The organism is Pseudomonas sp. RW3S2, from assembly GCF_014268955.1.
GTDB lineage: Bacteria > Pseudomonadota > Gammaproteobacteria > Pseudomonadales > Pseudomonadaceae > Aquipseudomonas > Aquipseudomonas wayambapalatensis.
Map to the genome: position 1 here is coordinate 196,092 of NZ_JABWRM010000004.1, position 24,747 is coordinate 220,838.

The 24,747-nt window shown below is 61.0% G+C and carries 30 protein-coding genes; 18 read left to right on the forward strand and 12 right to left on the reverse strand.

Features of this window, described 5'->3' with window-relative positions:
* Positions 1 to 5: 5 nt before the first annotated feature.
* From HU748_RS07850 to dusA, 3 genes are all read right to left on the reverse strand, one after another.
* Positions 6 to 1,898 carry an alkaline phosphatase D family protein gene (locus tag HU748_RS07850; protein ID WP_186719938.1) on the reverse strand — a complete coding sequence of 631 codons (1,893 nt, stop codon included), beginning with the start codon at positions 1,896 to 1,898 and terminating at the stop codon, positions 6 to 8.
* 202 nt (positions 1,899 to 2,100) lie between these two features.
* On the reverse strand, positions 2,101 to 3,027 hold the full coding sequence (gene tal / locus HU748_RS07855; RefSeq protein ID WP_186666276.1) for a transaldolase: 927 nt from the start codon (positions 3,025 to 3,027) through the stop codon (positions 2,101 to 2,103).
* A gap of 195 nt (positions 3,028 to 3,222) precedes the next feature.
* Positions 3,223 to 4,200, reverse strand: coding sequence for a tRNA dihydrouridine(20/20a) synthase DusA (gene dusA, locus HU748_RS07860; RefSeq protein ID WP_238343308.1), 978 nt, complete (start codon positions 4,198 to 4,200; stop codon positions 3,223 to 3,225).
* Positions 4,201 to 4,334: 134 nt separating this feature from the next.
* On the opposite strand from dusA, the gene HU748_RS07865 reads away from it, so the two are divergent.
* Entirely contained in the window at positions 4,335 to 5,459 is a 1,125-nt protein-coding gene (locus HU748_RS07865; RefSeq protein WP_186719942.1) for a tyrosine-type recombinase/integrase, read from the forward strand.
* Here HU748_RS07865 and HU748_RS07870 read toward each other — a convergent pair.
* The 9 genes from HU748_RS07870 to HU748_RS07910 all read right to left on the reverse strand — a co-directional run bounded on the left by HU748_RS07870 (position 5,456) and on the right by HU748_RS07910 (position 11,140).
* Complete coding sequence (locus HU748_RS07870) at positions 5,456 to 5,731, reverse strand: pyocin activator PrtN family protein (RefSeq protein WP_186719944.1); 276 nt, start codon at positions 5,729 to 5,731, stop codon at positions 5,456 to 5,458. The two genes, HU748_RS07865 and HU748_RS07870, sit on opposite strands and share 4 nt — an antisense overlap.
* The gene (locus HU748_RS07875) at positions 5,728 to 6,312 is read right to left on the reverse strand and encodes a hypothetical protein (protein WP_186719946.1); all 585 of its coding nucleotides are present in this window, start codon (positions 6,310 to 6,312) and stop codon (positions 5,728 to 5,730) included. The genes HU748_RS07870 and HU748_RS07875 overlap by 4 nt, the downstream gene beginning before the upstream one ends.
* A gap of 178 nt (positions 6,313 to 6,490) precedes the next feature.
* Complete coding sequence (locus HU748_RS07880; protein ID WP_186719948.1) at positions 6,491 to 6,694, reverse strand: hypothetical protein; 204 nt, start codon at positions 6,692 to 6,694, stop codon at positions 6,491 to 6,493.
* Positions 6,687 to 6,983 carry a hypothetical protein gene (locus tag HU748_RS26240; RefSeq protein WP_189657610.1) on the reverse strand — a complete coding sequence of 99 codons (297 nt, stop codon included), beginning with the start codon at positions 6,981 to 6,983 and terminating at the stop codon, positions 6,687 to 6,689. The genes HU748_RS07880 and HU748_RS26240 overlap by 8 nt, the downstream gene beginning before the upstream one ends.
* Entirely contained in the window at positions 6,980 to 8,692 is a 1,713-nt protein-coding gene (locus HU748_RS07890; RefSeq protein ID WP_186719950.1) for a DNA cytosine methyltransferase, read from the reverse strand. Before HU748_RS07890 ends, HU748_RS26240 begins: the two co-directional genes overlap by 4 nt.
* Positions 8,689 to 9,189, reverse strand: a complete 501-nt coding sequence (locus HU748_RS07895; protein WP_186719952.1) for a hypothetical protein — start codon at positions 9,187 to 9,189, stop codon at positions 8,689 to 8,691. The genes HU748_RS07890 and HU748_RS07895 overlap by 4 nt, the downstream gene beginning before the upstream one ends.
* 91 nt (positions 9,190 to 9,280) lie before the next feature.
* Positions 9,281 to 9,520, reverse strand: coding sequence for a pyocin activator PrtN family protein (locus tag HU748_RS07900; protein ID WP_186719954.1), 240 nt, complete (start codon positions 9,518 to 9,520; stop codon positions 9,281 to 9,283).
* Positions 9,517 to 10,026 (reverse strand): hypothetical protein, encoded by a 510-nt coding sequence (locus HU748_RS07905; RefSeq protein ID WP_186719956.1) that lies wholly within the window; start codon positions 10,024 to 10,026, stop codon positions 9,517 to 9,519. The genes HU748_RS07900 and HU748_RS07905 overlap by 4 nt, the downstream gene beginning before the upstream one ends.
* Positions 10,027 to 10,327: 301 nt before the next feature.
* Positions 10,328 to 11,140 carry a helix-turn-helix transcriptional regulator gene (locus HU748_RS07910; RefSeq protein WP_186720083.1) on the reverse strand — a complete coding sequence of 271 codons (813 nt, stop codon included), beginning with the start codon at positions 11,138 to 11,140 and terminating at the stop codon, positions 10,328 to 10,330.
* 116 nt (positions 11,141 to 11,256) lie between these two features.
* On the opposite strand from HU748_RS07910, the gene HU748_RS07915 reads away from it, so the two are divergent.
* From HU748_RS07915 to HU748_RS07995, 17 genes are all read left to right on the forward strand, one after another.
* Positions 11,257 to 11,475 carry a helix-turn-helix domain-containing protein gene (locus HU748_RS07915; RefSeq protein WP_186719958.1) on the forward strand — a complete coding sequence of 73 codons (219 nt, stop codon included), beginning with the start codon at positions 11,257 to 11,259 and terminating at the stop codon, positions 11,473 to 11,475.
* Positions 11,476 to 11,693: 218 nt separating this feature from the next.
* Positions 11,694 to 12,182 carry a phage regulatory CII family protein gene (locus HU748_RS07920; protein WP_186719960.1) on the forward strand — a complete coding sequence of 163 codons (489 nt, stop codon included), beginning with the start codon at positions 11,694 to 11,696 and terminating at the stop codon, positions 12,180 to 12,182.
* Entirely contained in the window at positions 12,175 to 12,378 is a 204-nt protein-coding gene (locus tag HU748_RS07925; protein ID WP_186719962.1) for a TraR/DksA C4-type zinc finger protein, read from the forward strand. Before HU748_RS07920 ends, HU748_RS07925 begins: the two co-directional genes overlap by 8 nt.
* Positions 12,375 to 15,137, forward strand: a complete 2,763-nt coding sequence (locus tag HU748_RS07930; RefSeq protein ID WP_186719964.1) for a DUF5906 domain-containing protein — start codon at positions 12,375 to 12,377, stop codon at positions 15,135 to 15,137. Before HU748_RS07925 ends, HU748_RS07930 begins: the two co-directional genes overlap by 4 nt.
* 328 nt (positions 15,138 to 15,465) lie before the next feature.
* Positions 15,466 to 15,927 (forward strand): hypothetical protein, encoded by a 462-nt coding sequence (locus HU748_RS07935; RefSeq protein ID WP_238343309.1) that lies wholly within the window; start codon positions 15,466 to 15,468, stop codon positions 15,925 to 15,927.
* 205 nt (positions 15,928 to 16,132) lie between these two features.
* Positions 16,133 to 16,474, forward strand: a complete 342-nt coding sequence (locus HU748_RS07940) for a phage holin family protein (RefSeq protein WP_186719966.1) — start codon at positions 16,133 to 16,135, stop codon at positions 16,472 to 16,474.
* Positions 16,475 to 16,565: 91 nt separating this feature from the next.
* A complete protein-coding gene (locus tag HU748_RS07945; protein ID WP_238343310.1) occupies positions 16,566 to 16,829 on the forward strand; it encodes an HNH endonuclease in 264 nt (87 codons plus the stop codon).
* Positions 16,830 to 16,969: 140 nt separating this feature from the next.
* Entirely contained in the window at positions 16,970 to 17,503 is a 534-nt protein-coding gene (locus tag HU748_RS07950; protein WP_186719970.1) for a phage terminase small subunit P27 family, read from the forward strand.
* Entirely contained in the window at positions 17,466 to 19,298 is a 1,833-nt protein-coding gene (locus HU748_RS07955) for a terminase TerL endonuclease subunit (protein ID WP_186719972.1), read from the forward strand. The genes HU748_RS07950 and HU748_RS07955 overlap by 38 nt, the downstream gene beginning before the upstream one ends.
* Positions 19,295 to 19,471 carry a hypothetical protein gene (locus HU748_RS07960; protein ID WP_186719974.1) on the forward strand — a complete coding sequence of 59 codons (177 nt, stop codon included), beginning with the start codon at positions 19,295 to 19,297 and terminating at the stop codon, positions 19,469 to 19,471. The genes HU748_RS07955 and HU748_RS07960 overlap by 4 nt, the downstream gene beginning before the upstream one ends.
* Before the next feature lie 2 nt (positions 19,472 to 19,473).
* Positions 19,474 to 20,742, forward strand: a complete 1,269-nt coding sequence (locus tag HU748_RS07965; protein ID WP_186719976.1) for a phage portal protein — start codon at positions 19,474 to 19,476, stop codon at positions 20,740 to 20,742.
* On the forward strand, positions 20,739 to 21,686 hold the full coding sequence (locus HU748_RS07970) for a S49 family peptidase (RefSeq protein WP_202885226.1): 948 nt from the start codon (positions 20,739 to 20,741) through the stop codon (positions 21,684 to 21,686). The genes HU748_RS07965 and HU748_RS07970 overlap by 4 nt, the downstream gene beginning before the upstream one ends.
* Before the next feature lie 63 nt (positions 21,687 to 21,749).
* A complete protein-coding gene (locus HU748_RS07975) occupies positions 21,750 to 23,072 on the forward strand; it encodes a phage major capsid protein (RefSeq protein WP_186719978.1) in 1,323 nt (440 codons plus the stop codon).
* Between the two features lie 45 nt (positions 23,073 to 23,117).
* Positions 23,118 to 23,387, forward strand: a complete 270-nt coding sequence (locus HU748_RS07980) for a hypothetical protein (protein WP_186719980.1) — start codon at positions 23,118 to 23,120, stop codon at positions 23,385 to 23,387.
* Between the two features lie 2 nt (positions 23,388 to 23,389).
* Positions 23,390 to 23,941 (forward strand): hypothetical protein, encoded by a 552-nt coding sequence (locus HU748_RS07985; protein ID WP_186719982.1) that lies wholly within the window; start codon positions 23,390 to 23,392, stop codon positions 23,939 to 23,941.
* A 56-nt stretch (positions 23,942 to 23,997) separates the two neighbouring features.
* Positions 23,998 to 24,333, forward strand: a complete 336-nt coding sequence (locus HU748_RS26595) for a head-tail adaptor protein (protein WP_272979731.1) — start codon at positions 23,998 to 24,000, stop codon at positions 24,331 to 24,333.
* Positions 24,311 to 24,745: a hypothetical protein gene (locus tag HU748_RS07995; RefSeq protein WP_186719986.1), complete on the forward strand. Its 435-nt coding sequence runs from the start codon at positions 24,311 to 24,313 to the stop codon at positions 24,743 to 24,745. The genes HU748_RS26595 and HU748_RS07995 overlap by 23 nt, the downstream gene beginning before the upstream one ends.
* The last annotated feature ends 2 nt before the right edge of the window (positions 24,746 to 24,747 follow it).

The window sequence follows — 24,747 nt, forward strand, 5'->3', positions numbered from 1 at the left end:
ATCCGCTAGCGCTCCACCTCATGGCTGTGCACGAACTCCGTCGCTTCACCTCCTTCGGCACTCAGCTGGACAACCCGCACCGGCCGCCCCTGCTCGTCGAAGAATACCTGCCCCAGGCCCGCGCCATTCCACAGCCGCTCCCCGGCCTTGCTTCGGCTTGGCACGCGTGGCACCACCTCCATCGATCGACGCTTTGTGAACCAGTTGAGTGGCGAGCGTGGTGAGTACAGCCAGCGGTTCAGGCGGTCGAGCACATCCAGCAGGCGCACTGGAAAGGTGTTCTTGATCCCGCTGCTGGTGACCTGCCACAAGTGTGGGCTGCGTTGGCGGTGGCGGATCAGCACCTCGTAGACGAATGAATAATGCACATCCCCGGACAGGATCACGTAGTGCCCTGGCGTGCGGGAATGACGGAAGATATTCAGGATCACCTGCGCGGAGCCGCGATGGGCCATCCAGTTCTCGGCGTCCACCAGCAGCGGGTAGCCCAGCGCAGTGAACACCCGCTGCACCGTCTCGATCAGCTTGACCCCGAAAATCGGCGCCGGTGACACGATGATTGCCGATGGATGATCGAGCAGGGCCTGCTGCAGTTCGCACAGCGCCTCCCAGTCGAGCAGCCCGGACGGTTTGCCCAGCTTGCTTTCGCTGCGCCAGCGCCGGGTGCGGGTGTCCAGCACGCGCAACGGTGGGTTGCTGGGCAGGTCGTACTGCCAGCCCTGGAAACGCAGCAGGTCGCCGATCAGTGTATCCAGGGCCTCACCGTCCAATGCGCCCTGCGGTGCATTTGCAGTCAGGGCCTGCAACCCTTCGACCAGCGTCGTACAGCCCTCGGGGTCATTGCCCCAGCCTTGGCACAGCAGGTAGCCGAGCAGGGCGTTGCCGATGATCCGGCGTGAGAAGGGGTGGCCATAGGCGGTCTGTTCCCATTGCGCCGACAGGTTCCAGTCATCGGTGATGTCGTGGTCGTCGAAGATCATCAGGCAGGGCAGGTGGGCCATGGCGCGCGCCACTTGACCCAGACCGTCGCGGAAGGCCTCGATCAGCGGCAGTTCGTTCTGATAGCGCTGCTGGCGCGCGGCAGTGAGCCCCTCGGGCGCCTCCAGCTCCACCAGTGTCCAGGGCGTGGGCGACCAGACCAGCAGGTACATGGCCATGACCTCGGCAAAGGTCACCAGGTGGTTGTCGGCATTGCTCGACGAGAAGATCGGCTTGCGCTTGCCCCGGAAGAAGCGTTGGCGCAGCGGCTCATTGCCCTGCTGGGCGGGCAGCAGGTCGGCGCGATGGTAGTAGCAGGCGGGGTGACGATAGAGCGCCTGGCTGCTGTCGACCAGCGCGCCGTCGAGGGGTTCGTCGAATAGCTTCAGGCGTTCGATCAACCCGTGGATGGCCTTGAGCGTGGGGCCGGCGACATCGTCTGCATAGACCTGGTCGCCGGTCATCATCAGCAGTGCCGGGCGTTGTTCGGGAGGGGGATTGTCGAGCAGCAGGCGGTCGGCGCAGAGCAGGCCGTCGGCGGCGGGGTGATGGGGTTTGCGGCACGAGCCGTGCAGCAACGGATCGATACGTTTGCGCAGAACGAAGCTCGGGCGGCAGGCACCTGGGTAGAGCAGGTGCGGTGCCCAGTCGGCGATGCCCTGGCCATTGTCCAGGTGCAGGTCGTAGCCCAGCGCGACGTCCTCGGGCAGTGCCTGGTCGATGTGCACTTCCAGCAGATGGACGAAGGCATGCTGGCCGATCGGAACGACCCGACACTCCAGGTGGGTACTGACCTGCGCGCCGTCCAGCACGAATCGAGGGTTCAGCGGGCGCGAGCCGACCAGCCAGATGGCCAGGCGTTGCGGTTCCAGGCGGCGCAGCACGGGGCCGGCGAGGACGAGGGGGAGGGTGGTGGTCATTGCTTCCATCTGTTGGGAGGCTGCCGGTCCCATCGCGGGACAAGCCCGCTCCCACAGCGGCACCTATCCCATGGCAGGGAACATGCTTCTGTGGGAGCGGGCTTGTCCCGCGATAGGCCGGCAGCCTCTTTTTCGAATACACAAACGCAAACGGGCGGGAAATACTCAGTACTTCCCGCCCGTTCCACAACTCGGATATGTATCAGCCTTTGTCGGCCATCAACGCCTCGAGCTTCTCCTGGTCGCGCGCAAACTGGCGAATGCCTTCGGCCAGCTTCTCGGTGGCCATGGCATCTTCGTTCATCGCCCAGCGGAACTGGCTCTCGTTCAGCACCTGCTTGGCTTCGCCAGCATTGCGTGGTGTGAGGATGCGCGGCAGCTCGCCTTGGTCGTCGCTCAACTGCTGCAGCAGTTCAGGGCTGATGGTCAGGCGATCGCACCCGGCCAGTTGCTCGATCTGCCCGACGTTACGGAAGCTTGCGCCCATGACCACGGTGTCGTAGCCGTTGGTCTTGTAGTAGTCGTAGATGCGTGTCACCGACTGCACGCCTGGATCCTCGGCGCCGACGTACTCCTTGCCGGTGCTCTTCTTGTACCAGTCGTAGATCCGGCCCACGAACGGCGAGATCAGGAACACCCCGGCGTCGGCACAGGCCTGGGCCTGGGCGAAGGAGAACAGCAGCGTGAGGTTGGTCTGGATGCCTTCCTTTTCCAGCTTCTCGGCGGCGCGGATGCCTTCCCAGGTGGAGGCCAGCTTGATCAGTACGCGATCCTTGGAAATGCCGGCAGCTTCGTACAGGTCGATCAACTGGCGAGCCTTGTTCAGCAACGCCGGCTCATCGAACGACAGGCGTGCATCGACCTCGGTGGAGATACGGCCGGGGATGACCTTGAGAATGCCCGCGCCCACGGCTACCGCGAACTTGTCGCAGGCCAGGTCGACGTTGCCTTTGGCGTCGGCCTTGACCTGTTTGAGCAGGTCGGCGTAACCCGAGATGGCCGCGGCCTTGAGCAGCAGCGAAGGGTTGGTGGTGGCATCGACCGGCTTGAGACGGGTGATGGCATCCAGGTCCCCGGTGTCGGCGACCACGGTGGTGAACTGCTTGAGTTGTTCCAGCTTTGAGGTCATGGGCGTGCTCTGTCCTGATGCTCTGTCCTGTGAGTGTCTTGACATTACCCGAGCCCTGACGGCCACTCAAGGCCAAACACAGGCTAAGGCAATCCTGCGTCATGCGGGCGCGGGCTGGCCCCGCGCTGGCCACATGGCAGCCCCAGGATGGGGGCGTCGAATCCCCCTTCGAGTCCAACCCCCGCCCAGGGTTCCCTAGCGTCCGACCAGCAACTCTGCCGCCTGCTCGACCACCTTCAGCGGCTCGGCCGCCTTGTGAATGTCTGCCGACAGCAACTGGCGGAACCGGCGCGCCCCCGGGAAGCCCTGGCCCAGGCCGAGGATGTGCCGGGTGATGTGATGAATGGCCCCGCCACTCTCCACATGCGCCACCAGATACGGCATCAGCCGCGCCATCGCCTCGCTGCGCGTCACGACAGGCGCGTCGCTGGCGAACAGTTGTTGATCCACCTCGGCCAGCAGGTACGGGTTGTGGTAAGCCTCGCGCCCCAGCATCACGCCGTCGAAGGTCTGCAGGTGGGTGCGGCATTCGTCGAGGGTCTTGATCCCGCCGTTGAGCACCAGCTCAAGGTCCGGGAAGTCCTGTTTCAACTGCGCCGCCACCTCGTAGCGCAGCGGCGGCACCTCGCGGTTCTCCTTTGGTGACAGGCCCTCGAGGATCGCGATCCGCGCATGCACGGTAAAGCTGCGACAGCCGGCGTCGCGCACCTGGCCGACAAAGTCGCACAGCTCGGCATAGCTGTCGCGGCCATTGATGCCGATGCGGTGCTTGACCGTCACCGGAATCTCGACCGCATCGATCATCGCCTTGACGCAGTCGGCCACCAGCGCCGGATGGCCCATCAGGCAGGCCCCGATCATGTTGTTCTGCACCCGGTCGCTGGGGCAGCCGACATTGAGGTTGACCTCGTCGTAACCCGCTTCCTGGGCCAGGCGAGCACAGGCGGCGAGTTCAGCCGGGTTGCTGCCGCCCAACTGCAGGGCCAGCGGGTGCTCGGACTCGTCATGACGCAGGAAACGCTCCGCATCGCCGTGGAGCAGGGCGCCGGTGGTGACCATTTCGGTGTAGAGCAGGGCGCGTTGGGAGAGCAGGCGCAGGAAGTACCGACAGTGGCGGTCGGTCCAGTCCATCATCGGCGCAACGCTGAAGCGGCGGGAGGGCTCAGGGTGCATGGTTTCTGGCTTTGAGCCTGATTTTGCAGTCATTTCGTTCAACGTGTTCTGTACCGATTTTCGGGGGTTTTGGGGCATTTTTACCAAGCGCTTGGTACAATGTACCAACCGAATCAGGACGTGTACCAATTCTCATGGCAACGATCAGACCCCGCAAGAAGGCCGACGGCACCACCAGCTACACAGCTCAGATTCGCATCAACCGCGACAAGGTGACAGTCTACCAAGAGAGTCAGACGTTCGCCCGCAAACAGGCGGCGGTGGCCTGGGCGAAGCGACGGGAAACCGAGTTGGCAGAACCTGGTGCAATCGAGCGGGCCAGCCGGGTAGGGCATACGGTCAAGCAGATGATCGACCGCTACCTGGTCGAGGCGGAGAAAGCCCGGCCGCTGGGCGAGACGAAGCGGCGCACGTTGAATGCCATCAAGGACAGCTACCTGGGTGAGAAAGTGGATTCCGACATCACCCAGCAGGTCCTGGTGGACTACGCGCTGTGGCGCATGAGTCCTGAAGGTGGTGGCATCAAGCCACAGACGGCCGGCAATGACATGGCGCACCTGGGGGCGGTGTTGTCGCTGGCCAGGGCGGCATGGGGTTATGAGATCGATCCGCAAGCGATGGCTGATGCTCGTCTTGTACTGAAGAAGTTCGGCTACAACATGCGGAGCCGGGAAAGGGATCGACGGCCGGTATTGGAAGAGTTAGATAAGGTGATGAAGCATTTCTTCGAGATGCTGGAGCGGCGACCCAGCGTCATCCACATGCCTAAGGTCGTGGCGTTTGCGATCTACTCCACGCGCAGGATGGATGAGATCACACGCATCCGTTGGGAAGATTTGGACGAGCATCAGCAGGCTGTGAAAGTGCGTGATATGAAAAATCCGGGTCAGAAGATTGGTAATGATGTCTGGTGTTATCTGCCAGATGAGGCCTGGATTATTGTGCAGAGCATGCCGCGAGAGTGCGCTGAGATCTTTCCGTACAACACAGACTCAGTCGGCACCGCCTGGTCCAAGGCATGCAAGATTACCGGCATCGAGGATCTGCACTTCCATGACTTGCGACACGAAGGGGTGAGCCGGTTGTTTGAAATGGATTGGGATATCCCAAGGGTTTCGAGTGTATCCGGGCACCGCGATTGGAACTCATTGCGGCGCTATACACACTTGCGTGGGCGAGGGGATCGGTACACGGGTTGGAAGTGGTTGGATCAGATTATCCAGGCGCCGGTTAAACTCGGCGCCCGGGTTGATAGTTAACTGGCTCGGTAGGTTCTGTTCAGTTGCGCGCATTCTTTGCGCGCAGCATCTCGTTGTTGATCCAAGTACATTGCAAGGTCGGCCAGGTGTATGCCCTTCGCACTTTTCTGGCTCGCTTCAAGTCTGGTGATGGGCAACTGAATCTGACCAGCGAGCACTTTCCGCTGGAACATGTCGGGGGTCAGGTGCGTGAAGTAGTCGGTGCACACCTGTTCGATTGGGATGATAGCGAGTCCGTTGTATTGCGCCATCAGCATGAATGCTGTGTTCATGGCAGCACCTCCATAACAGCGCTGTGATGGAAGGTGCGGGGTTTATTGGTCTTGCGATTCTTCCCATAGATGTAGCCGGGGCGAGACCACCAGGCTGCGCAGTGGCCTGTCACCTCAACTTCAATCTTGTTCCCGCTGGCTTGGATCAGTAGCCGGCTGCCAGTCGGATAGATGCGTCTCACTGCCGCCAGCAAGCCGACCTGTGCCATCAGCAATTCGTTATCTGCCGCCTTGGCCTCGCAAAGGGCGTTCGAGGTGGGAGTACTGTCGGAGTGTATGTTGCTGTCGGGCGTGCCGCCCTCCGCCTTGTTGAGATCGCGTTTAACAGCAGCACCGGTGGGGGGCATGCCGGAGAGCATGATGATGCTTTCGGGCTTGCAGCCCTCGGCGTTTATAGGGAGGTGGCGCCGGAACTCGCGTTGCTCACCGTCCACCGCGCCTGCTTTGTAGCCAGCCAGGAACACCAGGTAGTCGTTATGCGTGCGCGCGTCGGCGAAGCCAGTCTTGTCCTTCTCCAGTTCGCGCTCGCCCAAGCCAAGGGGATTGAGGCTGACGAACACGTCTCGTGGATCGGTGTTCATGATTTGCGCCCTCGCATGATGATGAAGCCAGCGGCTTGACGGGTCTTGGAGCATTGGTCGTGATTGCCCTTCACGCGAGCCTTGCCGCAGATATCGCAGATGAACGACATGGCGGGCCGAAGCATCGGCTGCATGCCCTTGGAGGTGCGAGTGGTTGGGGTGTATGTCGATGTGTCAATCACAGCGAATACCTCTCGTGGACTCGGCGAGCGTTCGGGCTCAGGGCCAGGTGCTCAAGGTTCGTGGCACTGTTTACAGTCGGTAACGTGGGCGTAGCAGTGGGGTGGGCGGCGCTGCTGCGATACAGCTTGATCAGCGTGGCGATCAGCGCAACGGCGAGCGCAAGGCTGATCAGCTGCCAGCTGCGTGTTGGGTTAGGCATGTTGACGGCCCTCGTTGAGCTGGCGGTGCACCTGCTTGCTAGCTAGTTCGAACAGTTCGTTAGCGGATACTGGCGTGACGGACTGCTCGCAGTTGCGCACGGCGTCAAACCGAGTGCGGTACAGCCCGGCCTGGCCGAGCCAAGCGACGGCATTGTGTTCGGCGTTGGACACTGGGCAGCCTTGGGCTTCAGGGACAGTACCTTCGTGGGTGCGCCTGCACTTCCTGCAGTGATACAGGCCGCCGTCGTCGCCCTCGCTCATGTACCAATCATGGCGGTACGTGCTCATGCGGCCTCCTGCTGGTACAGGTCGATCAGGTCTTTCGCGTTGGCGGCAATCAAGTCTTCCGCTTCGTCAGGGCAGACGCTGTTGCCGATCAGGCGGATCTGGTCGGTGTTCTTGATCGGGCGCCACTCCAGCAGGCCGGTTTCTTTGTTCTCGAACAGGCCGCGATCAAGGATGTAGTCGGGGCTGAAGCCTTGGGCGAGCTTCAGTTCTGGGGCCTTGAGCATGCGGAGGGTAAAGTCGACCAGGGCGTGCTCGCCCAGCAGCACCAGGTCGACCGGCTCAGGGAAGTGTTCCGGCAGGTACTTGTGCAGGAACTCGGCACACTTGCGGGCCTTCACCAGCAGTTCGGGCGGTAGGATCGCGGCGGGCACCTGGACAACGGTGACCAGAGCCATGCGTTCCTTGGTCGGCAGGGTGTGCATCGGTTCGCCCATGTCTTGCCACTGCCCGCCGGTGCCGTAGTACTTCACCAGGTACGCGCTGGCCAGGCGTTGGTTGGTGCCGCGCCCGAGAATTGTGCTCAGCGGCACCTTGGCTGCTCGCCCGTCGCCCTTGTAGAAACCGCCGTTGGCCTGCTCGAAGTGGCATGCAGCAACCGCGTGGTGGCCGCTGCCGGTGGTCAGCGCGTTTACGGGGTGGCCCGACCTGTCCCCATGATAGGTGAGGTGGGTCAGGTGGGCGGCGGCCAGGGCGAAATGGCCACCTTTGATCTGTGCCACCTGAGTGCGCAGCGGCTCGTCTGCGCTGAACGTGCGCTGCGTGCTCGCGTTGGCGAACTCGGTGAGGCTTGCGGCGGCCAGCTGGTGCTCGTCCAGCTGGAGCAAAAAGGGCTGCTCGGCCATGACGGTGTGGCGCCAGAAACCCTTAGCCACGCGCCGGCAGGTGTTGTCCACCAGCGGACGTTTACGTGCGAACAGGCTCTTGCCCAGGTCGGAAAAGTCAATGCACTCGGCGGCGGTGCGCCAAGGCAATTGGCCTGGTTTTGGGTTCTCGTGTCGCTTCGGCTTCGTCCATACGATCGGGCGGCCATCCGTGCGGCCGATGAGGAAAAGGCGCTTGCGGATAGTTGGGGAGCCGGCGTTCGAGGCGCGGCGCTCACGCCATTCCACATTACAGCCTAGGCCGCGCACCAGCGCGTCCATTGGTACCCATTGGCCGATGCAGTCCACGATCTCGGCCATGTCGGGGTGATCGGCAGGCAGGCCGGTGGTGAGGCAGGCGACGAATGCCTTGAAGGTGCGCCCCATTTCGGCCTTGATCGGCTTGCCTGCATCGTCCAGCGGCCCCCAAGCCTGGAACTCTTCGACGTTCTCCATGAGAAACAGGCGTGGTCTGGTAGCGAAGACCCAGCGGACCACGACCCATGGCAGGGAGCGAACGCTCTTGCTGCGTGGGGCTCCACCTTTGGCCTTGGAGAAGTGTCGGCAGTCCGGGGATGCCCACAGGATGCCCACTGGCTGGCCGCCAGTGGCTTCCAGTGGGTCGACCTCGTAGATATCGCAGATGTAGTGCCGAGTCTTGCGGTGGTTGGCCCGATGCACGGCGATGGCGATGGGGTTGTGGTTTATGGCCACGTCAGGGTCGCGATAGACGCGGGCGCCGCCGCTGCTGGCTCCGCCTGCCCCTGCGAACAGGTCTACATATAACTCGCGCTGGAATGGGAGTGCGTGCTGCGCGGTTGCAACGTTGATCTGCTGGACAGCTGTCATGCTGCAGCCCCCGCTGTTGCGGAGCGGGCAGGAGTCGAGCGTAGTTGCGTGTGGATGCGCATTGCGAGCGCTTGGATATCCTGCTGCTGTTGCATTGCCCGAATGCACCATGGCTCTGTGCCTTGGGCGGCCTTCCACGTTTTCTTAGCCAGGACCAGTGTCTCGCTGGCATTGATCAGCATGTCGTAGTCGGACCTGGTCACGGCAAGCCCGTTATAGGACATGATCCGTTCTTCTAGCTCGTTGATCGTGCGTTTGAGAGCTGCCACGACCACGTGGTGCTTGCGTTGTTCGGCCTCAGTATTGATCCGAGCCTCGTCCAGATCGTCCCTGAGGCCTTTGATCTGCAGTTTGAGGTCTGCTTTATGCAGATGCTTGCCCACTTCAAGGCCGCGGTTGAAGGCGCGGTGGCGCGCTTTGGGAATGATGAAAGTCAGGGCGATCAGTGAGATCAGCCAAAGGATGCCCATGGCGAGAACTTGTTGGTGCGGTTGCATGTGCTGTGCTCCTAGTGCCCAGCACCGGGCCGGTGATGTGGTGGTGGCCTGGTGCTGGATGGGTCGCCCCTGATGGCCGGGGCTGCCTCCGTTACGCCGTCTTCTTCGCTTGGGTGTCGAGATAGTCGGCAAGGTCATGCAGGTAGATCACGTACTGCGCTCGGGCTGAGTTGTGCAGCTTTGTAGGCTTTAGCCCAATCGTTCCTGCGTTAATCAGTTCCTTGAATCGGCGATCTGTCCTGATGTGCGGGAAGTAGCGCTCCCGCACGGCAGTTAGCGTCGGGCAGGGAGTCGTCCATTCGTTGCGCAGCTGGCCAAGCGTGTCGGTCATGCGCGCTCCCCATGCCCCTCGGGGAGTTGGCCGAGCTTGGCGCGCACAGCTTCCGCGAGGGCGTGCTTGCAGCTGCCGTAGGCTGTGGCGCGGATTTCGCCCAGGTCGTTGGTGACAACGGTGCCGAAGGGGAGCTCTTGATTGGTGGTGGGGGTTATGTAAGCGCGCAGGCCTTCGGGGAGAACGTCGCTCACGCAATCAAGCGCCTCCATCAAGGCGATGGCGCGCTGGGTCTGTTGGCCTGATTCAGTTCGGCCATTGGCCACGTCCTGCAGAAAATCGCGCAGCGACATGTACTTTGTCGAGTCTTCGCGGCGGAGTGTGATCGAGCCGGTGTAAGGGCCAAAGCGCACGTGCAGGTGATGATCGCGACTATCGTTCTCCACCTGGATGTGGGCGTCGACAGAGGTTTCGGGGCGTCGCAGAGGGCATGTGGTATTGCCGCCGTTCTCCAAGATGCGTTCGAGCAGCATCACACGTCGCAGGTTGATGGTGAATTCGGTCATGCCGCACCCCCATTGGGTACGGCGCGAACGTTTCCGGCGGGGGAAACAATCAGTTGCAGGCCCGTTGAGCGCTGAAATGCTTCAACAATGGCCGGGCGAGTGCAGGTGGTAGGGTGCAAGTAGACCTTGCAAGGGGTCGTCGGTGAGTGTGCCATAGCTTTTTCCTGTGGTGAGAGGCGCTACGGGCATGGAAATTAGTCTGGCTAATATTAGCTGTCAATCTTTTTTGGATGAGTTGGGCTGATTGGCCAAAAAAAAAGACCGCGAAAGGCGGTCTTTGATCGAACGTGCAGGGGAGGGATTAAAGCAGTACGGAGTACCAGAATACTTGGCCAATAATCCTGATGTGGTCGTTGGTGTAGGTGGCGTCGTAGTGCTCGTCCGGGTACTCGGCAGTGTTGTAGCTTCGTAGTCTGAGGCCGCCGCCTGGCAGTCTGTACAGCAGCTTGACGCGAAGCAAACCGTCATGGTCGAGGGCATACATTTTCCCGTCGACCACGGTTTTAGCGTCAGTGTTCACCCCTACGGTACTTCCGTCAGGTAGCACTGGTTCCATGCTGTTGCCTTTAACGGGGACGCAGCCGGCGCTGTCGGGATTCACGTTCTTGCGCTGCAGTGTTCTCTTGCCAAAGCGGAGCTTCCTGCCATTTGTTTCCAGCATCACTGCAGATCCGGTACCGGCGGAGATTTCCACCTCTTTGAAGAACGGGATTTCGACCTCGTCTGAGTCAAGAGGGGTTTCGTCGTCCCAGGTCTCAATCGGGTCAAGCACGATCTCGACCGGGCTGTCTTGGTTTGGTCGGAGATGATCGATGCTGTAGTGCAGTCCCTGCGTTAGTCGGGGGCTTACCTCTCGTGGATCGAAGCGGAGAACGCCAGCGAACTTGAGCAAGGCGGATATGTTCAATCCGATCTTACCGTTCATGTACTGACTCACAACGCTTTGGCCCGCCCACCCGCACAGGTCGGCTATGCGCTCCTGATTAAGGCTTGGGTCTGAGCGCTTCCGTTCCTGGTAAATCCTCTTCAGACGCGCCGCCTCTTCCCTGCGAACGTCTTCATCTGCCTCGTGAGGCGCTTGGGCTTGGCCGCCCTGTGGTGTGTCATCTCTCATGCCTTCAACTGTATAAGCGTGGCTGTTACTTTCAAAACAGTAGGGCGTCTTTTTTCGTTGCTCATAAAAAGAAGTCACGCTAATATCCGTTACCAGACCTCATTGAGGATTTAGGGATGGAACGCAAGATAGGAGTGCCTCTGCGCGAATTTGCGGAGGGTAGGACGCAGCCTCAACTGGCTGAATTGCTCGGAGTTTCACAAAGCGCTGTCTCGCAAATGCTCAACTCCCAACGCGACATCCGGGTTCGCTCTGACGGAAAAGGTGGGTACGAGTTCATTGAGATCCGCCTGATCGGCAAGCGGCGGAACTCCGAAGAAAGGAAGGATCGTTGAGCTGGGGCCTCTCACCACAAGAATCCCCCAGCTCAACGTTGACGGTGCAGAGCGCCGTGTAGCCCGCCATCCGGTTGCCTCTCACCACAAGATTCGCCGGATGACTAGAACCGCGTGAAATGCCCGCACAGCACGCAAAGCACAGCACATCGGTTGTTTTCACAGGATAGGACTTACTCACGCCTGTGACTACACCGTTAATCGAGGTTTAACGGTTTATGAGTCGCATCGACACTCTGCCGGACGCAGGGCCGGCACTATCCCTCAAGCAGGCGCTCTACCGCGCCGGTCGCGATTACAAAGGTGGGATCACCCGCCTGGCATTTGAAATGGGCATGGATCTCGATGCCCTGCAGAAAAAGCTGAAGCATGACGAAGAGCGCCGCTGGCTCAGCCCCGATGAACTTGAAGAGGTTCTGCAGTGGACGGCCGACCGCCGGGTGCTTGATGCCTTGGGGCGGGCCGCTGGTGTTGTTTGGTATCGCCCTTGCCCAGTCCCTGCAACCAATGAACAGCTCAAGGCGGTTGGCCTCCTGCTGAAGGAAGCGGCTGAGTTCGTGAGCAGCATGCATGAAGGTGCTGCTGACAATGTCTGGGAGTTGCACGAGGTGCAGAAGCTTGAGGCTTGCGGGCTTGATGTGATTCGCCAGGTACTGGCTATCACTTCGGGCGCGCGTCAGTCGATGGAGGACCAGAACCATGGCTGATGCAGTCGATTTCGCTAATGACCAGGCCGAATACTTTCTCCAACTGTCATTGCAACGCCTCACTCGGCTTCCTGAAAAGCCAAGTGCAGGGATCTGCATGGACTGCGAAGATCCAATCCCGTTGGCGCGTCAACAGTCGGTTGCTGGTTGCGAAACCTGCGTCGATTGCCAGGAGCTGCGGGAGCGTCGTCGATGAGTGAGCGCCCAACTCCTACAACAGCTGATTGGGCGCGCCGGTACATTGAAACCTTCAATCTGGCTCTGGTTCCCATCGAGCCAGGTGAGAAGGGGCCGAAGGGTAACGGCTGGAACAAGCCCGGAGGCTACTTCACGGTCGCTGCTGATGCTGAGTCATTCTGGAAGAAGCGTCCGAGTCACAACCTTGGGGTAGTGCTCGGGCCGAGTGGTGTCTGCTCGCTGGACGTTGATGAAGTTCAATGCACCCGGCAGATCCTGAGCGAGTTGCTTGGGATGGACTTGGACGCGCTGGCAGATGCCTACCCGACCTCGGTGGGCAACCCTGCACGCTTCCGCATAATGTTCCGGGTTCCCGATGGAGTTGATCTGAGCTGGCACCCACTGACCTGGCCAAGCCAGGCGGATCCAGATGGCTCGATCCACAAGGCGCTCATGGCGCAGGTCAAGGCTGCCAGAGACGCAGGGGACACTGACCGGGAGGCTGCGTTGAAGGTGGCCGCTGAGCCGTTCAAGAAGATCCCCGTCTTCGAGCTCCGTGCCGGTCTGGTGCAAGACGTGCTGCCGCCCTCTATCCACCCGGGTACTGGCCTGCCTTACACTTGGCGTACACCGCCATCTGCGGAAGGTCTGCCAGAGCTGCCCCCTCAGTTACTCGCTATCTGGCAGAGTTGGGACGAGTTTAAGCCCAAGGCTGAGGCTGTTTGTCCTTGGCTGCCCAAAGCATCGCCGGCGCCAAGATCTGAACCTGTACGGCCGCGCCCAGCAGTTGGGCGCAGTGGGCGTGATCTACCAGAAGTGATCGCGCTGTTTAACCAGGCCCACGACATCGCTACGCTGATTGAGGCCCATGGCTACGAGCGTCGAGGCGACAAGTGGCTCTGCCCGCAGAGCACCAGTGGCTTGGCAGGTGTCAGCATCATCGACGACAAGCTGTTCTCCCACCACAGCTCCGATCCTTTGGCGAACGGACACAAGAACGATGCGTTCGATGTGTTCTGCATCCTGGTGCACAACGGTGATCAGAAGGCTGCGACCAAGGCGGCCGCTCGTATCCTCGGCATCGCCGCGAAATCCCGTTCGCCGGCACCGCCGCCATTGGGCGAACTTCCCCGACCCCCATCGATGATCGAGCAGGCCGATCAGCCTACCGTCGCCGACAGCGATGTCGAAGGCCTTCCCCACTCCCCATCGGACGTCGATGCCACCAGCCCGGCCGGCTCATCGGCAACTGGGGGGGCAGGGGGTGTCGCCTTGGATATTGGTGGGGCGATGCGTCGCTTCGCCTTGGTCGAAGGCACTACAAGCGTGTGGGACTTGGACAAAGGGCGGTCGATGAAGCGGTCAGGCTTCGAGGCCCTGGTCGGCAAGCCACTCGCGAATGAGTGGATGGAACGGACTGACAAGAAGCTGATCGCGACAGAGCAGGCACAGGAGCTTGATCAGGCCCGGCGTATGTCTGCCAAGAAAGGTGGTGCCCTGAAGCTCGATCCCATTGAGCGGTACGTGTACATCGACGGTACCAAGGACGTGTGGGACAGGGAGAAGAAGCGTCGTATCGCTGAAGGGGCCGTAAAAATGGCCATGGGAGAAGAGTACAAGTGGTGGCTCAATAGCCAAGATCGCCGGGTCGTGGATGTCGATCACATCGTATTCGACCCCACCATGACCAAGGATCCCAATCTTTACATCAACACATTCGAGGGGCTGCCCCTGGCGCCTGTGCGTGATGACGCTGCCTGCGAGAACCTGCGTTGGTTGATTTCGTTCCTCTGCAACCATGACGAGGAAGCACTGGGCTGGCTGACGAAATGGTTGGCATACCCGCTACAGAACATGGGAGCCAAGATGGACACGGCGGTGCTGATGCATTCCATCATGGAGGGCTCGGGCAAGAGCTTATTGTTCGCTGACATTTTCGGCCAGTTGTACGGCCAGTACGCTGCAACTGTTGGGCAGACGCAGTTGGAGGGTAGCTTCAACGCCTGGCAGAGCCGGAAGCTGTGGGCTGTGTTCGAGGAGGTTGTCAGTCGAGACCAGCGCTACAACCAGGTCGGCAAAATCAAGCACATGATCACTGGCAAGACCGTGCGGATGGAGTCGAAGTTCATCAACGGTTGGGAAGAAGCAAACCACATGAATGCTGTCTTCCTGAGTAACGAAATCATGCCGTGGCCTATCAGCGAAGATGATCGCCGGATGCTTGTGATGTGGCCCATGCAAACATTGCCGGTAGATCGCCAGAAGGCTATCGGTCGGGAGCTGAGCAGCGGTGGGGTGGCAGCGCTATACGGCTGGCTGCTTGCGGTCGACCTCGGCGATTTCAACCAACGAACTCGCCCCCCCAAGACTGAGGCTCGCCAGCGCTTGGTCGCGCTTAGCAGAACTGCGTGGCAAACTTTTCTTCATCTCTGGCAAACTGGAGAGCTTGGCCGAGGTCTATGGGGTTGCTGTCTCGCGACCGACCTATATGCGTTGTTCATTGAGTGGTGCTCCCGTAACAAGGAGCATGCCATGAGCCAGACGAAGTTCTCGCTGATGCTCAGTGCGACAGTCGACAAGACGCGCTCGATCCCATGGACAGAGGGGAGTAATCGCCGATTTGCGGCGTTCTTCTTCCCTGATGATCCCGAGGCTTCCCTGCCCCCATCGTTCAATGCGGCCGAGCTGGGGCAGGCCGTTATCACCTGGCGCAGCAAGGCGAAACTTGCAGGGTGGAACGTCGACGCATGGGAACACGTGAAGGGGGTCGCTGCATGAAACCAAGGGCTCCCGTGTTGGGTGTGTTGGGTTTGTGTTGGGTCGGTTTGAGCAACTCAACACGCATAGAACCCCCTAAGTTCAAGGCTTCCCGTGCGCCTGTGTTGGGTGTGTTGGGTTTGCGCGCGCGCGCGCGTGCGGGTGAACTTTTTCTAATGCCTCAGCAGATCAAGAAAAAATCCTATGCGAAGACTCAAAAACCCAACAAACCCAACACACTCAACACAATTACTAATAAAGCATTGAATTTATTGGGTTTTATCTGTGTTGGGTTTGTGTTGGGTTGCTTGAATGTGTGTTGGGTTCTGTTTTCCGGGGGATTCTGCTGATGAAGAAGGATATTGATGACCTCATGCGCCACTGGGGCGAGCAGCGTGCGCGGTGTGGGTTGGTGTCAGGGCTGGGCAGCCAATTGGGTACCATCATGGAATGGAAGGGCGCAGCGCCTCGCGGCGGCGCATCGGGCTCAAGGATCCCGGTCAACGGCTTGGGCATGGATCGAGCCGCTGCCGAGGTTGAGGCAGCGGTTGCGGAGTTGGAGCGTCGCGATGTTCGAGGCCAGACCCTGGCTCGCCTGGCTACCTTCCGCTACCTGTACGAGGCGACGATCCGTGAGCAAATGAGGGCTGTCGGCTTAGCGGAGGATGCAGAGCGCACCTACTGGAACTGGCTGGATGCGCTGCATCTGCAGGTGGCCAGGATCATCGTCGCCCGCTCCGGGCTGAATCGGAGCACTACCGTTCGTCGGGTTGGAATGCGCCGAGCGTGCGCCGAAGTTGCGCCGAAGTAGCGCCGAAGCGGAGTACCGAAAACAGCCTCTTTTCGGTTTTGCAGTTCCTCGGTAAAAAGGCTCCACGATGTAAAAAGTGCGCTTAGGCGCTTCCCCCATAAGCACTGTGCTGTGCAACCCGCTCCGACCTGTCGGTGCATCGAGAACCCTGCCATCTGGCGGGGTTTTCTTTTTCCGGCGCCGTGCTTTTGCCAATGAGGCCTGCATGAACAGCGAGCAACAAGCATTAGTCGAGATGCCAATCTGGATGGTGATCATTCTGTCCCTGGTTGGCGGTGTGTCGGGTGAGATGTGGAGGGCTGACAAAGCGGGCGTCCGAGGTTGGGCGCTGGTCCGTCGCATCGTATTGCGCTCGGGTGCCTGCATTGTCTGCGGCCTCTCCACCATCATGCTGCTGTACTCGATGGGCGCATCGCTCTGGGCGGCTGCAGCATTCGGGTGTCTTACAGCGATGGCAGGTGCCGATGTCGCTATCAGCCTGTACGAACGTTGGGCAGCGAAGCGGCTGGGCGTTTGCGAAGTGCCGCCGGTCAGCCGTGAAGGGTAACGAACGGCGGGGCAGTAGCGCGTCGCGCGGCTACGGTCACCGCTGGCGGTTGGCTCGGGAAGTGTTTCTCGGGGCCAACCCGTTCTGCTCAATGTGTTCGACGGCCTTCCGGCCGGTGGCTGCCACGGTGGTAGACCACAAGGTCGCGCCCCGCCTGCAGGAAGCAAAGGAATCCGGTGACCCTGACAAGATCAAGGCTGCGTGGAAGTTGTTCTGGGATCAGGACAACTGGCAGCCACTGTGCAAGCTGTGCCATGACTCGGTGAAGCAGAGGCTGGAGCGCAGCGGCCGGGTGGCTGGCTGCAGCGCGTCGGGCATGCCGCTCGACCCCAACCACCACTGGAACCGTCGTTGATCCGAGCCCCGCCCGCCCTGGTCTGCCGGGGTAGGGGGGGTAAAAAACTTTTTGCTCGCCCTCTCGTTGACCGCATGCCCACCTCCGTGTGCAAAACCGGGAAAAATGGAGGAGGGGGGTATCAGATTTTGGAGGTTTCCATGGCCGGAAACGGTAACTCCGGGCGGCCTGGGCTGCCCGCATCGGTGCATCTGCTCAACGGCAACCGCAGCAAGCTTTCACCCGCGCAGCTGATGAACGAAATCAAAGACCCTGCGGTGCCGGTCGGCGTGCCGCCTATGCCGGACTTCCTCACGGGCGACGCGGCCGCCGAGTGGACACGCATCACTGAGGCGCTACTTGCACTGGGTTGGGTGTCACGCCTCGACCAGTTGGCGCTTGCAACGTACTGCCAGGCCTACGGCGATTGGCTTCGCTTCCAGCGTTTGATCGCTGAGCGTAATGCCCAGTCGCTAGACGGCCTAGGCGGTGAGGTGCAGACCTTCAAGACCGGCGCGCAGCAGACCCATGTGCTGCGCCAGTTGGCCAACGACGCTGAGAAGCGGGCCAACGCGGCCGGTGCTCAGTTCGGGTTATCTCCCCTGGCGCGCCGGAACATGAGAGCCGCACCGGCGGCACAAGGAGATTTGTTCCCGAATGCAGAACGAGACGCTGCCTCAAAGTATTTCAGCTGACTGCCGGGTAAAGGCGTTTGCGGACCAGGTGCTGGCTGGTTCAATCGTCGCCGGTCCGGATGTTCGCAACGCTGCGCGGCGTCATCTGTTGGACCTGGACAGCGGGCATGAGCGCGGGCTGATCTGGAATGCCGAAGCTGCCTTACGCGCCATAGGTTTTTTCGAAGACGTGCTTCGATTGAACGGTGGCGACTTTGAGGGGCTGCCCTTTCGCCTCGCACCGTGGCAAGCGTTCATCGTCGGCAGCCTGTTTGGCTGGTACACCGATGATGGCTACCGCCGGTTTCGCCAGGCGTACATCGAAACCGGCAAGGGTTCGGGCAAGTCGCCGCTGGTTGGCGGGATCGGCCTTTATGGCTTGGTTGCTGATGGCGAGCAACGAGCGGAGGTGTATGCAGCGGCCACGAAAAAGGACCAGGCGCAGATCCTGTTCCGCGATGCGGTAGCGATGGTCAACATGGCGCCGCATCTTGCCGGGCGTCTTGTCCAGTCCGGGCGTGATGAGAAGGTCTGGAACCTTTTCTATCCCGCGACCAACAGTTTTTTCCGCCCGATCAGCTCCGACGACGGCCAGTCCGGCCCCCGGCCCCATGTGGCGTTGATCGATGAGCTGCATGAGCACAAGACCGCCAGTGCCGTGAACATGATGCGAGCCGGTACCAAGTTCCGGCGCCGGGCATTGATCGTGATGATCACCAACAGTGGTTCCGATAAGGGCTCGGTGTGTGGCCAGTATCACGACCTTGGCGTGCGAATCTGTGAAGGAAAAGAGCATAACGACGCGTTCTTTGCCTTCATCTGCTCGCTCGATAAGGGAGACGACCCTTTCAAGGACGAAGCGTGCTGGCCGAAGGTGAACCCGTCGCTGGACTACATCCTTGAGGGGCAAACCGATGGCATTCCTGGTCGTAAGTATCTGCGTGAGCAGGTGGCCGAGGCTAAGGGGTTGCCAGCCAAGGAGGCTGTGGTCAGGCGCCTGAATTTCTGCGAATGGACACAGGCGACATCGCCGTGGCTGTCGTGGGAAATCTGGAGCGGTGCGGCCGAGCGGGTGCCGATGCGAGTTCTACGCAACAGGCCATGCGTCGGCGGGCTCGACTTATCCAGCACCACGGACCTGACGGCGTTCGTGCTGATGTTCAGCCCAACGCCTTACGACCCTCATTGGCGCTCTCTGTCGTATTTCTGGATCCCCGACGAGGACCTGGTGGGGCGGGAGAAACGCGACCGTGTTCCGTACCTGCAGTGGATCAAAGAGCGCCACCTTGAAACGACGCCGGGTCGGGCCATCAGCAAGCTGCACGTGCTCAGGCGGCTACAGACGATCTGCGATTTCTTCGACGTGCGGCGAATTGCCTACGATCGATGGCGGATCGAGGACCTACTGCAGCTGATGACCGACAACGGCATCACGCTGCCCGAGCTCAAGCCTTTTGGCCAAGGTTTTAAGGACATGGGGCCGGCGGTGGATGAGTTCGAGCGGCGCTTGTTGGGCCGCAAGGCCGAGCCATCTGAGGTGATCGAGCTGGACCCCGAGGATTTCGAGGTTGTGTCGGAGGTCACCACGGTTTCAGAGGTGGTCGAGACCCTGCTGCACGACGACAACCCCGTGATGACCTGGAACGCAGGCAACGCGGTGATCGTCTTCGACCCAGCCAACAATCGGAAGGTCGACAAATCCAAAGCCACGGGCCGTATCGACGGCATTGTCGCTGCTGTGATGGCGGTTGGCATCAGCAGCGACATTTCCGAAGCATCAGGCACGTCGGTTTACGACGAAGGGGTAGGTATATGAAGTTGGTAATTGCATCCTGGGTGGCGGGCCTGCTGGGCTTCGCGCTGCTGGTCGCGGGTGTCTGGATGGTGCATCGACCTGCCGCATTCATCGTCGCGGGGGTAGGGTTGTTGGTCTGGGCTAAGTTGGCCGATCAGGCAGCGGCGCACCAGGTGGCAAGGGAAGGAGGCTGACCATGTTCTTTTCCAGCTTGCTCGCTTCGGGCGCGGGCACGTTAACCAATCCGGACAGCGGCTTCTGGCGCGGTCTGCTCGGTGGCGGTCGAAGCTCGGCTGGTGTAGCGGTAACGCCAGAGTCTGCGCTTGCCCTGCCCATCCTGCAAAACTGCGTCACCTTGCTGGCCGAAACGGTGGCGCAGCTGCCTCTGGAACTGTTCCAGCGCAAGGATAAGGGGCAGCGGGATGCGGCGATCAATCACCCGTTATACGACGTGCTGCGCTATCAGCCCAACCCGTTCCAGACACCCTGTGAATACATGGAGCGGCACCAGGGTGCGGCCGGCCTGCGGGGTAACGCCTTCAGCTTCATCGACCGGCGCGAAGACGGCAACGTCACGGCGCTGTGGTCACTAAAGAACGAGCAGGTCCAGGTGCTTAAGGGCGCCGACCTGCTGCCTTACTACCGGATTGGTACCAGCGAGTCGGTGCCCATGCGGATGGTGCATCACGTTCGCTGGTTCGGTACGAACCCTTATGTTGGGCTGTCACCCATTGAGTTGCATGCTGACGCGATTGGGCTGACTCAGGCGGTACGCCAGTACACCGGCAAAAGCTTTGCCAACGGCGTGGCCGTGTCCGGCGTGATCGAGCGACCCCGTGAGGCACCCGCGATCAAGGATCAGGGCACCATCGACAAGATCGTCGATCAGTGGGGGCAGAAGTTTGGCGGTATGGACAACGCCAAGAAAGTCGCCCTGCTACAGGAAGGCATGACCTTCAAGCCGGTGTCGATGACCAACGTTGACGCTGAAATCGTCGGCATCATGAAGCTGACCGGCCTGGACATTGCGCGTATCTACAAGATTCCCCTGCCCATGGTGAACGACCTGGAGAAGTCGAACTACAACACTCTGGAGCAGTTGATGATCCAGTTCGTGGTGTTCGCCTTACTGCCCTGGGTGAAGCGCCATGAACAAGCGATGATGCGCGACTTCCTGCTGCCGAAGGATCGCCGGGAATACTTCATTGAGTTCAACCTGTCCGGGCTGCTGCGCGGTGACCAGAAAAGCCGCTATGAGGCTTACGCTATCGGTCGCCAGTGGGGTTGGCTGAGCGTGAACGACATCCGGCGGCTGGAGAACATGCCGCCCGTGCAGGGCGGTGATATCTACCTGCAGCCCCTCAATATGGTTGACGCTGGCAAGCAGCCCGACCTGAACAACCCCACCGTGCGCGCCCATCTGGAGCTGCAGCACGCCGAGATCGGGAGGATCCTCGCCCAATGAGTAAGCGCTATCTGCGGGCCTCCAGCCTGCTGTTCAATCAACCCCTGCTGGTCACGCCAGACATGCTCGACCTGGGCGTGCGTTGGGCCAATCAGACCATGAGCCTCAACATCATCAACCTTGGAGGCAGCTCGGCCCAGCTCTGGAAGGATGATGATCCGATCGACCGGGTGGCCTACGCAGACGAGCAGCGGCGCAATGCCATTGCCCAGACCGGGATTGAGGTCATCCCGGTCAGCGGTGTGCTGGTCAGTCGCGGCAGTCACCTCAACGCGTGCGAAACCATGACCAGTTACGAAGGGCTGCGCTCCCAGCTGCAGCGCGCAGTAGCTGACCCATTGGTCGAACACATCGTGCTGGATATCGACAGTCCTGGTGGCTCTGCCGTGGGCGCCTTCGAGCTGGCCGAGGATATCCGGGCGATGACCGCGCAGAAGCCTATCACCGGCTTGGTGAACTTCATGGCGTACAGCGGCGGCTACCTGATCGGCTCGGCGTGCAGCGAGATCGTGGTGAGTCGCACCAGCGGTGTCGGCTCGATCGGGGTGATTGCTAGCCATATGGATCGCTCAAAGATGGAGGAGGGGATGGGCGTGAAGGTGACTACGGTGTACGCCGGGGCACACAAAAACGATCTTTCCCCGCATGAACCCATCACCGAGCAATCGATGAAGTTCCTCAACGAGCTAGTGCAGGAGAGCTACCAGATGTTTGTCAGTGCTGTTGCCGACTACCGTGGCCTGCCGGTCGCCAAAGTGATTGGCACCGAGGCCGCTCTGTATCGCGGACAGACCGCCATCAATGCGGGGCTGGCGGATCGCCTGCAGAACCCGCAACACACCGTTGACGAGCTGTCGCGTGCCGTTGCGCAGAACCGTGCAACACGCCAGACGAGCCGAATCAGCGTGCGAGCAGCAGCGTTAGCGATGCAGTCGCTCGCCTGATCCCGCCGTATCAACTGTATCTCGACCCGCCTAGTGCGGGTTTTTTTATGCCCAGGAGGCAGCATGTCCCTTGTACTTCAAATGCGTAACGAGCGCGCCGGCCTGGTCGCCCAGGTACAGGCCCTTGCCCAAATCGAGGCAGGTGGCGGTAGCTTGACCGCCGAGCAGTTGCAGCAATTCACCAGCCTGGAAACGCAGATCAATGACCTGACGGCCAAGATCAAGCGGGCCGAGTCGGCTGAACAGCTGGCTGCAGCCAGCGCGGTACCGGTCACCGAGTCGGCTCAAGGCGTCACTGGCCCGCCGGGCAGCAACATTTCCGGCCCATTCAGCGAAAAGGCCAAGCCTGGTACCGGCATGGCGCAGATGGCTCGTTTGTTGGCGTCTGCCCACGGCAACCAGCAGACAGCCGCCCAGATGGCGAAGGACGGCGGTTTCCCCGCTGATGTCCACATGGCGTTGAGCGTCGTAACCCCGGGTGCCGGCGGTGTGCTGGTGCCGCAGAACTTCGCTACCGAGGTCATCGAGTCGCTTCGGCCGGTGTCCATTGTCCGCAAGATGGGCGTCACCAGCTTGCCGCTGAACAACGGCAACCTGACCCAGCCGCGTATCACCGGCAACACCGTGGTGACGTACATCGGCAGCGATACCGATATCCCGATCACCGGCATGGCGTTCGCCGACACCAAGCTGTCGGCGAAAAAGGCCGCCGCTATCGTGCCGATTTCCAATGACCTGTTGGCCATGAGCGGGGTTAACCCTCGGGTCGATGGCCTGGTGCTCAGTGACCTGACCGTGAGCATGGGCCTGTCGGAGGATCTGCACTTTATCCGCGCTGATGGCTCTGGCTCGCTGCCCAAGGGGATGCGCTACTGGGCGCTGCCGTTCAACGTCTTGCCAGCGCCCGCGGTCGATGGCCTGACGCTGGAAAAGATCGACCTGTTCCTGGGCGGCATGATGCTGCGCCTCGAAACCGCGAACGTGATGATGAAGTCGTGCGGCTGGCTGATGGCGCCGCGTGTGTTGCGTTGGCTGCAGGCGCTGCGTGACGGCAACGGCAACAAGGCTTATCCAGAAATCGATCAGGGTCTCCTGAAAGGCTACCCAGTCGGTTTGAGCAACCAGATTCCGGTCAACCTCGGCGCCGACGGCAATGAGACCGAGATCTACTTTGTGAACTTCGCCGACTGCATGATCGGCGAAGACATGGACCTGACCCTGAGCTTCAGCAACGAAGCTTCCTACAAGGATGCCGAGGGCAACATGGTCAGCGCCTTCCAGCGTGACCAGACCTTGCTGCGTGTCATCGCGAAACACGACTTCGGCCCGCGTCACGTCGAAAGCATCATTGTGGCGGTCGGCGTGAAGTGGGGCGCAGGCATGTAATCCCTGGCCCCGGATTGGCCGGGGCCGCTCGACTGGATGGAAGTTATGGCAAAGATAATTGTTGTGTTCACCGGTTCCTGGCGCGGTTACAGCAAGGGCGAAGTAGCGGGCTTCGAGGAAAATGTTGCGCAGTCGCTGATCGAAGGCGGCCGTGCTGAGCTGCACGACCCCAAGAAAGCTGGCAAGTCCAGTGGTGGTAAGAGCAAGCCCGCTCCGGCGGCGAAAGAGCCAGTCCAGCCCGGCCCTTCGACGGAGCCATCACCGAATTCGGATTCGACCACCACTGATCCGGATGACGACGAAGAGAAACCCTGATCATGGCGCGCCGTATCGCCTACACGGGGGCGCCCGTGCTGACGTTGGAACAGGTGGCATTTCAGTGCCGGGCTGAGCCAGAAGACCTGCAGCCCGAGCTGATCGACCTGATCATCATCCCTGGCGTCACCGCACAGGGCGAATCGAAAACGGGGGCGGCCATTCGTGAAGCGATCTACGAGGAGGAATGGCCGGCGATGTATCCGTCGGGCCATTCGCTGGACGTTGGCCAGGTGGTTGCCGTCGAGTCCGTGGTGGTGCTGGGAGAGGCAGGTCAGGTGAGCCCTTACGATGGCCCGGTAGAGCTTAGCCAGGGTGGAAAGGAGAGCTATCTGCTTTTCCCGGGCGGCAGGCCTGCTGGCCGGTTGCGTATCCGTTACCGGGCCGGGGCGGACCTGGAAGCCTATCCCGGTGTGCTCAGCTGGCTACTGATGGCGGCGGAAACGGCATTCACCCATCGGGGGCTTTTGGTTGTGGGGCAATCCTTGGCCGAAGTGCCGGCGAGCTTTGTCGACCACCTGTTGGCGGATATCACCGTCCCGCCGAGGTTCTAGCCATGGCATTGCGAGTGAGCACACGGGCACCCGCCTCGGGTGAGCTGAAGCATCGCATGGAGGTGCGAAGAAGGTCCGATAAACCGGTTGGACCCGGGCTTGAGTCTGACCTGGCGCATGTGTGTTGGCGCTGGGTCAAGGTTGAGCCCTTGGGCACTGCAACCTATGCCGCAGCGCAGCAAACCAACACCGGTGTTACGCACCGCTTGTACTGTCGCTTCATTGACGGCTTGGCTTCGGACTGTGAGTTCGTTGGCCGTGGGCGGGTTTATCGGGTGAAGCGCCCCACGGAGCTTGCGGGCGAGCAGATCTGGTCGGTGGTGGAGGTGGAAGAGCTGGGAGCCCAGCCTGCTCAGGCGGGAGGTGGCCGTGGCCAACTCCGTTTCGATTGACGGCTACCTGCACGTTGACGGCTTCGACAAGTTCGACCAAGAGGCCTTCAACAAGCGAAAGATCCGCGCCGGCATGCGCAAGGTGGGCCAGCTGATCACCGGCCGGGCGCAGATGAACCTGGCGCTGGGTGGCGGCCAGGAGGGCTACCCGATCAACCGGTCGGGTGCCACCACCGATTCGATCGGCTTCAAGCTGTCGCGCTCGGGCTTTCTGGTGCGGATTGCCCCGAACAAGACCGCGAGCATGCGGGCGTTCTACCCGGCGTACCTGCATTACGGCGTGCGCCGCAAGCAGGGCGGTGGATGGCGCATCAAGCCCCGCGACAACTACATGACCGACGCGCTGACCGACAGCCGCGCCGACGTGCAACGCATCCTGCAGCAGGCCTTCGCCGCCGCGCTGCTCAACTGAGA

Coding starts and splice junctions, on each gene's coding strand:
- HU748_RS07850 (WP_186719938.1), bottom strand. CDS start 1,898: ATGACCACCACCCTCCCCCTCGTCCTCGCCGGCCCCGTGCTGCGCCGC.
- tal (WP_186666276.1), bottom strand. CDS start 3,027: ATGACCTCAAAGCTGGAACAACTCAAGCAGTTCACCACCGTGGTCGCC.
- dusA (WP_238343308.1), bottom strand. CDS start 4,200: ATGCACCCTGAGCCCTCCCGCCGCTTCAGCGTTGCGCCGATGATGGAC.
- HU748_RS07865 (WP_186719942.1), top strand. CDS start 4,335: ATGGCAACGATCAGACCCCGCAAGAAGGCCGACGGCACCACCAGCTAC.
- HU748_RS07870 (WP_186719944.1), bottom strand. CDS start 5,731: ATGAACACAGCATTCATGCTGATGGCGCAATACAACGGACTCGCTATC.
- HU748_RS07875 (WP_186719946.1), bottom strand. CDS start 6,312: ATGAACACCGATCCACGAGACGTGTTCGTCAGCCTCAATCCCCTTGGC.
- HU748_RS07880 (WP_186719948.1), bottom strand. CDS start 6,694: ATGCCTAACCCAACACGCAGCTGGCAGCTGATCAGCCTTGCGCTCGCC.
- HU748_RS26240 (WP_189657610.1), bottom strand. CDS start 6,983: ATGAGCACGTACCGCCATGATTGGTACATGAGCGAGGGCGACGACGGC.
- HU748_RS07890 (WP_186719950.1), bottom strand. CDS start 8,692: ATGACAGCTGTCCAGCAGATCAACGTTGCAACCGCGCAGCACGCACTC.
- HU748_RS07895 (WP_186719952.1), bottom strand. CDS start 9,189: ATGCAACCGCACCAACAAGTTCTCGCCATGGGCATCCTTTGGCTGATC.
- HU748_RS07900 (WP_186719954.1), bottom strand. CDS start 9,520: ATGACCGACACGCTTGGCCAGCTGCGCAACGAATGGACGACTCCCTGC.
- HU748_RS07905 (WP_186719956.1), bottom strand. CDS start 10,026: ATGACCGAATTCACCATCAACCTGCGACGTGTGATGCTGCTCGAACGC.
- HU748_RS07910 (WP_186720083.1), bottom strand. CDS start 11,140: ATGAGAGATGACACACCACAGGGCGGCCAAGCCCAAGCGCCTCACGAG.
- HU748_RS07915 (WP_186719958.1), top strand. CDS start 11,257: ATGGAACGCAAGATAGGAGTGCCTCTGCGCGAATTTGCGGAGGGTAGG.
- HU748_RS07920 (WP_186719960.1), top strand. CDS start 11,694: ATGAGTCGCATCGACACTCTGCCGGACGCAGGGCCGGCACTATCCCTC.
- HU748_RS07925 (WP_186719962.1), top strand. CDS start 12,175: ATGGCTGATGCAGTCGATTTCGCTAATGACCAGGCCGAATACTTTCTC.
- HU748_RS07930 (WP_186719964.1), top strand. CDS start 12,375: ATGAGTGAGCGCCCAACTCCTACAACAGCTGATTGGGCGCGCCGGTAC.
- HU748_RS07935 (WP_238343309.1), top strand. CDS start 15,466: ATGAAGAAGGATATTGATGACCTCATGCGCCACTGGGGCGAGCAGCGT.
- HU748_RS07940 (WP_186719966.1), top strand. CDS start 16,133: ATGAACAGCGAGCAACAAGCATTAGTCGAGATGCCAATCTGGATGGTG.
- HU748_RS07945 (WP_238343310.1), top strand. CDS start 16,566: ATGTGTTCGACGGCCTTCCGGCCGGTGGCTGCCACGGTGGTAGACCAC.
- HU748_RS07950 (WP_186719970.1), top strand. CDS start 16,970: ATGGCCGGAAACGGTAACTCCGGGCGGCCTGGGCTGCCCGCATCGGTG.
- HU748_RS07955 (WP_186719972.1), top strand. CDS start 17,466: ATGCAGAACGAGACGCTGCCTCAAAGTATTTCAGCTGACTGCCGGGTA.
- HU748_RS07960 (WP_186719974.1), top strand. CDS start 19,295: ATGAAGTTGGTAATTGCATCCTGGGTGGCGGGCCTGCTGGGCTTCGCG.
- HU748_RS07965 (WP_186719976.1), top strand. CDS start 19,474: ATGTTCTTTTCCAGCTTGCTCGCTTCGGGCGCGGGCACGTTAACCAAT.
- HU748_RS07970 (WP_202885226.1), top strand. CDS start 20,739: ATGAGTAAGCGCTATCTGCGGGCCTCCAGCCTGCTGTTCAATCAACCC.
- HU748_RS07975 (WP_186719978.1), top strand. CDS start 21,750: ATGTCCCTTGTACTTCAAATGCGTAACGAGCGCGCCGGCCTGGTCGCC.
- HU748_RS07980 (WP_186719980.1), top strand. CDS start 23,118: ATGGCAAAGATAATTGTTGTGTTCACCGGTTCCTGGCGCGGTTACAGC.
- HU748_RS07985 (WP_186719982.1), top strand. CDS start 23,390: ATGGCGCGCCGTATCGCCTACACGGGGGCGCCCGTGCTGACGTTGGAA.
- HU748_RS26595 (WP_272979731.1), top strand. CDS start 23,998: ATGGAGGTGCGAAGAAGGTCCGATAAACCGGTTGGACCCGGGCTTGAG.